The 11,307-nt window shown below is 59.1% G+C and carries 10 protein-coding genes; 3 read left to right on the top strand and 7 right to left on the bottom strand.

Annotation, left to right across the window (positions count from 1 at the left end):
* From VI215_05515 to mutS, 4 genes are all read right to left on the bottom strand, one after another.
* The coding region (locus VI215_05515) for a hypothetical protein (GenBank protein HEY6191769.1) at positions 1-235 on the bottom strand (235 nt) is incomplete at its 3' end.
* A gap of 184 nt (positions 236-419) precedes the next feature.
* Positions 420-932, bottom strand: a complete 513-nt coding sequence (locus tag VI215_05510; protein ID HEY6191768.1) for a DinB family protein — start codon at positions 930-932, stop codon at positions 420-422.
* Between the two features lie 188 nt (positions 933-1,120).
* Positions 1,121-2,365: a Xaa-Pro peptidase family protein gene (locus tag VI215_05505; GenBank protein ID HEY6191767.1), complete on the bottom strand. Its 1,245-nt coding sequence runs from the start codon at positions 2,363-2,365 to the stop codon at positions 1,121-1,123.
* 24 nt (positions 2,366-2,389) lie between these two features.
* Complete coding sequence (gene mutS / locus VI215_05500) at positions 2,390-4,975, bottom strand: DNA mismatch repair protein MutS (GenBank protein HEY6191766.1); 2,586 nt, start codon at positions 4,973-4,975, stop codon at positions 2,390-2,392.
* 13 nt (positions 4,976-4,988) lie between these two features.
* On the opposite strand from mutS, the gene VI215_05495 reads away from it, so the two are divergent.
* Entirely contained in the window at positions 4,989-5,246 is a 258-nt protein-coding gene (locus VI215_05495) for a hypothetical protein (protein HEY6191765.1), read from the top strand.
* Positions 5,247-5,350: 104 nt separating this feature from the next.
* On the opposite strand, the gene VI215_05490 is transcribed toward VI215_05495, so the two are convergent.
* Positions 5,351-6,802, bottom strand: a complete 1,452-nt coding sequence (locus VI215_05490; protein HEY6191764.1) for an Ig-like domain-containing protein — start codon at positions 6,800-6,802, stop codon at positions 5,351-5,353.
* A 96-nt stretch (positions 6,803-6,898) separates the two neighbouring features.
* On the bottom strand, positions 6,899-8,056 hold the full coding sequence (locus tag VI215_05485) for a 6-phosphofructokinase (GenBank protein HEY6191763.1): 1,158 nt from the start codon (positions 8,054-8,056) through the stop codon (positions 6,899-6,901).
* Positions 8,057-8,482: 426 nt separating this feature from the next.
* Between VI215_05485 and VI215_05480 the strand changes: the two genes are divergently transcribed.
* Together VI215_05480 and VI215_05475 are read left to right on the top strand one after the other, a co-directional pair.
* Positions 8,483-9,088 (top strand): sigma-70 family RNA polymerase sigma factor, encoded by a 606-nt coding sequence (locus VI215_05480; protein ID HEY6191762.1) that lies wholly within the window; start codon positions 8,483-8,485, stop codon positions 9,086-9,088.
* Positions 9,089-9,091: 3 nt separating this feature from the next.
* A complete protein-coding gene (locus tag VI215_05475; protein ID HEY6191761.1) occupies positions 9,092-10,027 on the top strand; it encodes an anti-sigma factor in 936 nt (311 codons plus the stop codon).
* 35 nt (positions 10,028-10,062) lie between these two features.
* Here the strand turns inward: VI215_05475 and speB are convergent, their stop codons facing one another.
* Positions 10,063-10,977 (bottom strand): agmatinase, encoded by a 915-nt coding sequence (gene speB / locus VI215_05470; protein HEY6191760.1) that lies wholly within the window; start codon positions 10,975-10,977, stop codon positions 10,063-10,065.
* Positions 10,978-11,307 lie beyond the last annotated feature (330 nt).

Genomic DNA, 11,307 nt, shown 5'->3' with positions numbered 1-11,307 from the left:
GATAGAGGGATTGGGTCGCGGCGCCCGTGGAGAGGGGCGTGCTCCTGGGGGTTGAGCGGGGCATCTGCCTCATCAGCTCCTCGGGGAAGATATCGTGCGGCCGGGAGTAAAGGGTGTCGCCCGTTTGGGGAGACGTTCCGGTTTGAATCTGAGCCCCTGCCGGTGCCAGGAGGGGAATTGCGCTCAGCGCGATCGCCCCCCAGATCAGCAAACGCCGGGCTATCAATAAAGTCATCTCATCTTTCCTCTCTCACTCCCAGTGTGATTGCGCGACGCTTGTTTTAAAACACCCAAGATTCTCGTTCCGCCGCTCTGCGGCGGAATGCATGCAGGGGCGCTCCGCGCCCCCGGCCGCGGAGCGGCCGAATATTGCGTTCCCACGCAGAGCGTGGGAACGAGTTTCTATTGATCTTTGCAGTTCAGGTTTGAGGCTTTGCCGCCTGTTCCCTGTAAAAAGCCACCAGGTCGGTGGCGGGGGCCTTCATGCCCGACTGCCTCAGCATTGTGACGATCTGTCCGCGGTGATACGACGAATGGTTGACGAGGTGTTGCATTAAAGGGGCGAGGGCCATCGCGTAGGTGTTTCCTTTCAGGTCCTTGTACGTCACCGTCTTCGCAATGTCGGCGTCGCTCTTGAGCATGTGGCAGAATCCCATGATCTCGTGCTCGACCATGTCCCAGCGGTCGCTGATGCTCTGGAGGGTGGGGTAGTCGGCCGGCTTCATGAACGTGGCAGGGGACTCGCCCTTCCACCTCCGCACCCAGATTTCCTCCGCGCCCACGAGATGCACGAGCGTGCCCTGAATCCCGCCGTGGCTCGATTTCAGATCGAGGGCGTATTGTTCCGGCGTGAGGGACGTGAGGGAGTCGAGGATCCGCGCCTTGGCCCAGTAATTGAATTCGTATAATGACCGGATATCCTGGAGATTCATGGTGTTTTATTGTACGTAGTTATCGAATCACCCGCAAGGAATATAGGTACTGTCGCATTTTCATCTTATCTCGTCATCCCGACATGTTTTAGGTCGGGATCTTTCTAAAGCGTTGAAAGATGCTGACCTGAAGCATGTCAGCATGACGAGTTGGAGAGAATTGGGACCGAATTGAAGCATTACCCGGATCACGGGAAAATCGTCTCGAGGCTCTCCGCTTGAGGAAGGAGAAGCTTTGCCCCGTCCCCGGTAATGAGCATTTCGTCTTCAAGACGGATTCCGAACTCTCCGAGGATATAGATCCCGGGTTCGTTGCTGTGCATGTTCCCCGGTGCTTCGGGCCGCTTGTTCCCGTTGACGAGATAATACCATTCGTGCCCGTCCATCCCGATCCCGTGTCCGAGCCGGTGCGTGAAGTACTTGTAGCCGGGACCGTAGCCGGCGTCGGTGATGACCTTTCTGGCCGCCGCGTCGATCGTCTCGGCGGGCGCTCCCGGTTTTGCCGCCGCGAGCCCGGCGTCCTGCGCCCGGCGAACGATGTTCCAGACCGACCGCATTTTCTCCGTCGGTTTACCGAACACCGTGGTTCGCGTGATGTCCGAGCCGTACCCTTCGACGGTGCATCCCCCGTCGATCAGCACGATCTGCCCTTCATGGAGCACGTGCTCCTTCACGGATCCGTGAGGATGCGCCGAAGCTTCGCCGAACAGCACTAGCGCCCCTCCGCTTACCCCGAATTCGGCGAAGAGTTTCGTCAGCGTGGCGCCGAACTCTCGTTCCGAGAGGCCGTCTTTGAGATACCGGAGGGAATCCTTGTACACCGTCGCGGTGATATCGTTCGCGATCTGCATCAACTCGATTTCGTGTTCCGATTTGACGCTCCGGCAGCCGGCGGTGACGGGAGTGCCGCTCGCAAGCGTCGCCCCGCTCATCGCCCGGGAGATGTTCTCCGTGACGAAGTGCCGGGTGGTTTCCTCGATGCCGAGTGTCCCGGTCGTCGCGCCCGCGCCGGCCAGTATGTCCTTGATCAGCGCATACGGGCTTTCGTCTTCCTCCCAGGTCAGTAATGTTGCGGTCCCCACCTGTTCGCGCGCACGGGCCTCCTCGAATTTCGGAGCCACGAACTGCGCCTCCCCCTTCTTCGGAAGGACCATGGCAAAGAGACGCTCGCTCCGCCCCCAACTCACGCCTGAGAAATAGCTCATGCTTGTGCCCCCCTCGAGGATGAGGGCGTCGATCCCCTGCCCGGCCATCAATTTCCGCGCGTTCTCCTGCCGCTGAAGCCGCTCTCCCTCCGTGACCGGCTTGATTCTGTCGCGGAGCTCTTTCACCTTTGGATTTTTCTCATCGGGGAGCCGGGAGAAAGCCTGTGAAAGGGCGACGGGAAGGAGGGATCCCGCGGCCGTGGTCCTGATGAATTCTCGTCTTTGCATGGCGGTTTTCGGGAGAGTGTTTGTTTAGCGGCTATGCTTCTGCCGGAGCTCCGCGAGTTTTTGCAGGGCTTCCAGCGGCGTCATCTTATCTATTTCGAGCGCTTGCAATTCTTCGCGCAATTTGTCCTGTCCGTCGAAGAGCGTCATCTGGATCTCCGGAGGGGCGATCCTGCCCTTCGCTACCGGCCCGGAGTGGACGTTCAACTCCGATCCCTCGAGATTCCCGAGAAGTTCCTTCGCCCGCTCCGTCACCTCCGCGGGGAGGCCGGCCATCTGGGCGACCTGGATCCCGTAGGAGTGGTCCGCGAATCCGGGAGTGACCTTATGCAGGAAGATCACGCGGTCTTCGTACTCCCGGACTTCCACTTTCAGGTTCTTGATCCGCGGGAAGAGACGGGCGAGCTCGTTGAGTTCATGGTAGTGCGTCGCGAAGAGCGTTTTGGCGCCGATCCGGTCGTGAATATACTCCGTGAGAGCCCAGGCGATGCTGATGCCGTCGAAGGTGCTTGTGCCGCGTCCGACCTCGTCGAGGAGGATCAGGCTCCTGGAAGAAGCCGTGTTCAGGATGTTCGCGGCTTCGTGCATCTCCACAAGAAAGGTGCTCTCTCCGGAGGCGATATTGTCGCTCGCTCCCACACGCGTGTAGATCCTGTCGACGAGCCCGATGCGGGCGGCTTTCGCAGGGACGAAGCTGCCGATGTGCGCCAGGAGCACGATCAATCCGACCTGCCTGAGATAGCTCGACTTGCCGCTCATGTTGGGGCCGGTGATGATCAGGACCTGATTCTCCTCTGTATCGAGGAGCGTATCGTTGGGAGTGTAGGAGTCGCCGGGAGGAAGGAGGTGTTCGATCACGGGATGCCGCCCTCCCTCGATCTCGATCCGCGAGTCCTCGCTCAACAAGGGAAGGACATAGTGATTCTTCCTTGCAACTTCCGCCAGGGAGACGAGGCAATCGGCCCTGGCGATCAGGCCCGCGTTCCGCAGAATCGGCTCCGAATGTTCCGCGATCGCAGTGCGCAATTCCCCGAAGAGATCCGACTCCAGCTTGAGAATCCTCTCCTCGGCGTTCAGGATCTTCTCCTCGTACTCCTTCAACCCGGCCGTGATGAAACGCTCGGCGTTCGCAAGAGTCTGTTTCCGCACGTAGCTCTCCGGCACCTTCTCCTTATGGGTGTTCGTCACCTCGATGTAGTAACCGAACACGTTATTGAAGCCGACCTTGAGAGATGAAATCCCTGTCCGCTCCCGCTCTTCGACCTGCAGGCGGGCGATCCATGATTTTCCGTCGCGCGTGATCTCCCGGAGTGTATCGAGCTCTTTGCTGTATCCGGGGCGTATGACTCCTCCGTCGGCAAGCGAGAAGGGAGGGTCGTCTGAGATCGCGGCGGAGATCCTTTCGGCGAGCGGGTCGAGCGGTTGAAGCTGGTCCCGAATCTCCACGAGCGCAGTGGAGGAGACGGTTTTCATCCCGGCCTTCAGTTTCGTGACTTGCGCAAGCGTCTCCTTAAGAACGACGACTTCCCGCGGGTTGGCGCGGTTCGTCGAAATCTTCGAGACGAGCCGTTCGAGGTCGCCGATGCCGGAGAGGAGGTCCGGGACGGCCGCGGCCGCCTCTCCCGTTTCTGCGAGCTCTTCAACTGCTGCGAGCCGCGCTCGGAGAGGTGCCAGCTTCCGCAGGGGGCGGCTGATCCAGTTCTTCAGCATGCGGCCCCCCATCGGAGTGCGGGTCCGGTCGAGAACGCTGAATAATGTTCCCTTTTCACCGCCGTCGATTGACTGTGTGATTTCCAGATTGCGTTTCGTCGAGCCGTCGAGGAGGATATAATCGCCGGCGACAAAGGGAACGATTTTCCGGATGTGGTCGAGGTTGGTCTTCTGCGTTTCCTCGAGATAGTTCATGATCGCTCCGGCCGCCGTGACCCCCCACGTCATCTCCTCGATCCCGAACCCTTTCAATGTCCTTGTTTTGAAATGTGTGGTGAGGAGGCCATGGGCGTACTCACGTTCGAAAATCCAATCGTCGAGCCGGGAATATGCGCCGGCATAGCCGGCCTTCAGGATCACGCGGACGGTCTCCATGTCGCGCTTCTGAACCAGTATCTCCGAAGGGGCGAACGACGCAACCTGGTCGGTAAGCTGGCGGAGCGGGAGCTCGCCGACCCCGAATTCCGCTGTGGTCACGTCGACATAGGCGATTCCGATCGTCTCGTCCCCTGTGGCAAGAGCATGCGGGAGCGCGACCGCCAGGAGGTAGTTATTCTGCTTCTGTTCCAGGACCTTGTCGGAGAATGCCACTCCGGGAGTCACGACCTCGACGACGTCCCGCTTCACGATTCCCTTGGCGAGCTTCGGGTCCTCGAGCTGCTCGCAGATTGCCACGCGGAGGCCTGCCTTCACCAGTTTCGGAAGGTAGGCGTCGAGCGCGTGGTAGGGAAACCCTGCAAGTGGAATATCACCGGCGGTGCCGTTCCCCCGCTTCGTCAGCGTGATTCCGAGGACACGGGAGGTCACTCCGGCGTCCTCCTCAAACGTCTCATAGAAGTCGCCGAGACGAAAAAGAAGGATCGTGCCGGGATGCTTCGCTTTCATCCGGGCATATTGTAGCATCAAAGGGGTGGACATGCAGCCTTTTGCGTTCGGCCTGGAGTGGAATTGGAACAGCGCTGAGCTGGAATGCAGAGGAAATAAAGTCAAAAATCCCGTTAAAATCAATCGGGAATACAAGGTAGCCACAGCGTTCAGGCCGCGCCGACCGGTACGCGACCTGAAGGTCGCGCCTACCGATGCCTCGGGCTCGATCGGAAATATCGATGCCTCGGGTTCGGTAGGCGCAGGCTTTAGCCTGCGTTTGTTCGGTCTGGCAGGTCGCCTGATGTAGGGGCGACGCATGCGTCGCCCGCTAGGGTCATCGTATCATCTGAGCTTCCGGGCGGGGCATGCCCCGCCCCTACAAAGGCACGCGACCTGAAGGTCGCGCCTACCTCAGTCCCCCGTTGTAAATGAAAGCGCATAGGGCGCCTTCAGCGCGGTTCCAGAAGCCGACCGCAAGCCTGTCGATATGGTCGCAGTGTAGGCGGCATTCGGAGCCAGGAGGAGGCCTGGATAAAAAACAAATGAATTTGTCGGCCAGCCTGACGACGGAAGCGTTCCGGGAACGGCGGCGCCCGCCGAGTCCGCGAGCGAGAAGGAGGAGCGGACGGTGCTTGTATCTATTTCTGCATCGAAATGCACGACAAGGTTTGTCCCCCGATCGACATACCTCTGATGGTTCAAAGGGTATGTGGAGTTGATCTCGAACGGCAGTGTCTTGAACGTGAGCACGTACGGTTCGGCGAGCCGCAGGCCCTGCCGGGAGCGGAGCGTCGTGTCGATCGTGACGATATAGGTTGAATCAAAAAGGAGGTCCCGCCCCAGGCTGAATTGGAAGTTGGTAGAATTGGAGTAGAGGTTAAGAATGCCGGTTGCGGCGGGCTGGATCCGGAACGAAGAACGGACGGTGGCTGAATCGAGGACCCCGGCAAACTCGAAGGCAATATAGGGGCGGACTTCTACGTTTCCGGCGTGGTTCGCCGGATAGGTGTGAGTGATTCTAAACGGAGATGTCGTGAAGGAGGAGGTGAACGGCACCGGAAGATGATTCCCGGCTCTGTCGTGAGCAGTGGTGTTCACGGTCATCGTATACGATGTGCTGTTCCTCAGATCCTGGCCGACCCAGCGGTAGATCGACGTCGAATCGTACGACAGCCACCAGTCGCCCGGAATATCGGGCGTGATCTGAATCGAAGAGAAGACAGAAGTATCGACCCTGCTGTTGAAGACGAGCACGATCTCGCCGTAGTACAACCCCTGGGGGGTTACGTCGCTCGCACCGTCCGGAGGGGAGACCTTCCTGACGCGAAAGAAGGGCTCCGGAGTGAAGCTCATTGAGAAACCCGGTTGGAACGTGTTTCCGTTGATATCGCGGGCACCTGCCGCGACTCCGAACGTGTATGTCTCCCCGACCTTCCACTGGGAGAAGCGATTTCCGAGCGTGTCGACGGGATTGATCAAAAAGACGTCGCCTCCGAGGGAGATCATGTAATTCGTGTCGGCGCGAACCCCTCCGTCCGGCGAAGAAACGGCGATCGATCTTCTGACCGAGCTCCGGTCCATGTACTTGTTGAACCGGACCTGGAACTGGGAAATGTAAATCGGAATATAGAATCCGTAGTCCCCCTCCCCGTACCAGCCGAGCAATTGGTAGAAGTCGTCGTACGGACCCGGGACATTCGCAGGGGGGTATGTATAAATCACCCTCGGCTGAACGGAGGGGTCGCTCAGAGACTCGATGCCGGTCCCGGAAGGGCCGGCCGGTCCCGCGGGCCCTTCCGGACCCTTGCAGCTGAGCGCAAACAGCGTGAGAAGAACTGCCGTGGTGACGGATAGTTTTAGCATGACATCCTCCTGAAAATCGACGATTGGGAGTCGCCGCAGACCGTTTGATCGTGTTGCGTTGCGAGCGGAACTGCCTCTGTTCCGCAGGGTGCATCTCTAATAGAGAAACATTGGCTTCCCGAGAAGGTGTGCGACTTTCGGCCGGTATTGATCGACGTCGTAGAGCTCGTCGACATCGACCCGTTTCTTTCCTTCGGCGATGATATTTGCGGAAACCGTTGTATATTTTCCGTCGCGGAGGGCGACCATCCTGCCGACCTGTTTTTTCAGGAGAAGGTCCATCGCGAGATGCCCATAGCTTGTCGAGACCATGAGATCGAGCGCGTCGGGCGCCCCGCTCCGCATGAGATAGGCGAGCTGCTGATAAACGGACCGGATGCCGGACCTCTTCTCGAGTTCGTGAGCCACGTACTCGCCGATGCCGCCCAGTTTCTTATGGCCGTACGCGTCGGCCTCCCCCTTCATGATCATCTGGCCGCCCAGGGGCTTGGCGCCTTCCGAAATCGTCATGATCGCGTACCGGCTCGGATTTTCGTTGCGATCCTCGACGAGATATCCGATGAGTTTTTCGATGTCGAAATCGACCTCGGTGATGATGGCCCGGTCGACTCCCGCGAGGTAGGCGGAGATCAACGACGTTTCCCCCGAATACCTGCCGAACAGCTCGACCACGGCGATCCGCTCGTGCGATCCGGCGGGAGTCCGCAACGCGTGGATGTATTCGACGCTCCGCGTCACCGCGGTCGAAAACCCGATGCAGTAGTCGGTTCCGTGAACGTCGTTATCCATCGTTTTGGGGATGCACACCACCGGAAAGCCTTCCTTGTGAAGGCGCACGGCGTAACTGAGCGTGTCGTCGCCGCCGATTGCGATCAGCGCGTCGAGCTTCAGATGCTCGAGCACCCGGAGGATGTGCTGCGTGCAGTCGACGGGCTCGTCCGCCGCCCCCTCCTGGAACCCGCCCTTCAGGAAATCGGGGAGTTCCTTCCTCTTTACCTTCCCGGGGTTCGTCCTCGAGGTGTGGAGGGAAGTCCCCCCGGTGCGGTCGATGGTCCGCGTGTTCGACCTGGTCAGTTGAAGGGTATGGGCGTCGTGTGTTTGTTTATCGTCCGGATTGAAATTCAATAATCCGCCCCAACCCCGCCGTATGCCGATGGTCTGATGGTTCTCTTCAGAGGCGTGGTAGACGGCAGCTTTGATGCAGGGATTGAGGCCGGGGACGTCTCCCCCGCCCGTGAGTATTCCAAATCTCATTTCGGAGCCTTCGCTTGTGGGAAATCAGAGATGCAGCAAATAACTCCGGACAATTTACGCAAAATGCATGGGTTTATCAATTGAACGCAATGCCTGGTACCGGCTGATTTTCGTCGCCTTCTCGTCCCGCGACCTGAAGGTCGCGGCTACCGATGCCTCGGGCTTGGTAGCCGCAGCCTTTAGGCTGCGGGTTTTCGGCTCGGGTGTTGAAATTCAACCACTACCCGATGCCTGCTTTCCCTACGTCAGCCGCGCTTGCGCGGAACGTATGGGGGGTGCTCAGCAGCTCTATCGAGAGCGTGGGAACGGGATTGAACTGAGACATTACCGCGATCACGGATCTCTTGCATTTGGAAAAAAGTCTCAGTATGTTCGTTCGTCGAAATGATCCCTTTGCCACCATTTAGCGTATTATAAGAAGAGCTCGTGCACGGCTTGCTATCCATATTTGCCGCTGTGACTGCGTCTCCGGGACGGGTCGGGGACGATGGCGCAGTCCTCGAACGGATCGCCAGGGGCGAAGACCCGGCGTTGGCCGAGTTGTACGACAGGTATGCACAGGTGCTTTACACGCTTGGAATGCGGATCCTGAGGTCCGTCCAGGAGTCGGAGGATATCGTGCAGGAGGTCTTCATTCAGGTCTGGAAGAAGGCCGACTCCTACGACGCACAGAAGGGGACCGTTTACACCTGGCTCGTGACGATGATGAGGAACCGGGCCATCGACCGGTTGAGATCGAAAGGATACAAGCACGCCGCCCAGCATGTCGATCCCTCCGTCGTTGTGCTGTTCGCGGATGCGCCGTCTTCAAACCCCCATTCTCACGCGGTCAGAAGCGAGAACCAGAACGTCGTGCTGGGGACACTGAAGCAGCTTTCCGTCGATCAGCAGCAGGTGCTGGCCCTGGCATACTACGAGGGTTTCAGCCAGTCCGAGATCGCAAAGAAACTGAACATTCCGCTCGGCACCGTAAAATCGCGCATGAGGCACGCTTTGCAATCGATGCGCTCGAAACTAAAGGGGAAGATGTAAGAAGTGGCCGATCACGACGTCAAATACCTGGAACTGAGCGCGGTCTACGTCCTGGGAGTCCTCGACGGTGATGAGCTCAAGGAATTTGAGTCTCATCTGAAGACGGGATGTTCCGTCTGCAGGGCCGAGATGAGTTCCTTCGCGGAAGTCGCGAGCCTGCTCCCGCTCGGGCTCTCGCAGCTGCCGGTTTCCCCGGAACTGAAAGAGCGGGTAATGTTTAACGCCGGGCTCGCCAAAGTGACGAAGGCCTTCATCGATGCCGCACCTCCCGTCGAATCGCTTTCTGTGGAAAGTCTTGGCGCGGAAAGACCCGGGAAGGAGAGTCCCCGGCAGGAGAAACCCCGGGCAGCCGACAAGCCTCCGGCGAGGCGCGAGGAACGGGCGCCACGGCAGGGGAGCCGGGTCTGGCTCTCGTACGCGCTGGTGGCCGGCCTGATCGTGCTGATCGGCGGCTTCGGGTTCTACGTCCGTTCGTTGATCAAAACCATCGGCAGCCAGGACCAGTATATCGCCGCCCAGCAGGCGCAGATCACGCGGTTGCTCGATGAGGCGGAACGCAAGGAGGCAATTCTCAAGGTCTTCGCCTCGCGCAGGGTTCAGATCGTGTCGATGGACGGCCTGGGAGTGAACCCTGTCGGATACGGGACCATCGTCTGGGATCCGGACCGGAAGGAGGCTGTCCTCCACGTCTCCAACCTTCCCAAGGTGCCGGAAGGCAAGGACTACCAGCTCTGGATCATCAAGTCGCAGAAGCCGGTGAGCGCGGGCGTCTTTGCGGTGACGAACGACAGGGAGAAGGAGAGCTTCTTCCAGGTCCGGCCTCTCGAAGTATCCGACCGGAGGGAAGTCGACGCGTTCGCGATTACGCTTGAACCGAAGGGGGGAGTCCCGCAGCCGACGGGAGAAATGTATCTCCTCGGAAAGTCATCCCCGCAGTAAGACCCGGATCCTCGCCTCCGGCGTCCGCCCGGGGGTCAATGCCAGAAGTAGTTGATCATCTTCGAGACGAGCCTCGCCGCCGTCAGATCGGGGTAATGGAGACCTTTGATCGGCGAGAATTCGACGACATCGCAGCCGACGACGATCCTGTTCTTTCCGAGGTTGCGCAGAAGCCGCATCGTTTCATTCCACAGTAATCCGTTCGGCTCGGGCGTGCCCGTCGCGGGCATGACCGACGGGTCGAGCCCGTCCACATCAAACGTCACATAGACGTGCTCCGAGAGCCTCTCCAGGGCGTGATCATCCCATAGTTTCAATATCTTCGTGAATTTGCCGTCCCGGATCTGGTGGGCGTAGAGTGTCGTGATCCCTTTTTCTTTGATGAAGCGCGCCTCCTCCCTTGTCTGGGCCCGGATTCCCACCTGAACGAGCCGGGCCGGGTCGAGAAACTCGCAGACGCGCGCCATCACAGAGGCATGGCTGTACTTGTTTCCCTGGTATTCGGGCCGGAGGTCGGAATGCGCGTCGATCTGCACGACGGAGAGGTCGCGGTACCGCTCGGCGTAGGCGGCGATGATCGATTGCGAGATCGTGTGTTCCCCCCCGAGCGTCACCAGGAGCTTTCGTTCGGCGATCAGCCCCTTCACGCGATCGTGGATCAGTTCGAGAGCCCCCTCTTCGGTTCTTTTTCCGAATGCAAGAGGAGGGAGGGTGGCGATCCCGAGCTCCTTGTGCACTTCGCGGCCCGTCTCCTCGTCGTAGAACTCCACCTGGTGCGAGGCCTTCAAGATCGCGCCCGGACCGAGTTTCGTGCCGGTGCCGTAACTGACCGTTTGTTCGTAGGGCACGGGGAGGATCACGACCTTCGACTTCGGGAACGAAGAGTATTCTTCTTCGATGCCGAGGAAGTTGGACCGTATGCCGAGCGTTGTGGTATCTTTCGTCTTCATGACAATTGAGGTCAATAATAAGCGGCCTGAATATAGGTGAATGAGTGGCGAAAAGCAACCAACCATTGGTGATGATCCGTGTGAGCGGAGGATCGGACGCACAGCAGATCTATCAAGAATGGGCGGCCGCGGAGCGGCCGGGATAAGCGTTCCCACGCAGAGCGTGGGAACGAGAGCTCAACGCGCAATGCTTATTGCCTCACGTAAGTTTCTATTCGAAACCTGATTCGTTGACTCATGTAAGTTTCTATTCGAAATCTGTGTGTGAACAGGGTGAACGGTGGAGGCCGCGAATGTGAGTATTGCGATATTTTTCTTCTGAATCAAGGC

The organism is Bacteroidota bacterium (assembly GCA_036522515.1).
GTDB lineage: Bacteria > Bacteroidota > Ignavibacteria > UBA10030 > SZUA-254 > VBOC01.
Note: the sequence above shows the minus strand (reverse complement) of the source record. Positions and strands in the feature narration are given on the sequence as shown.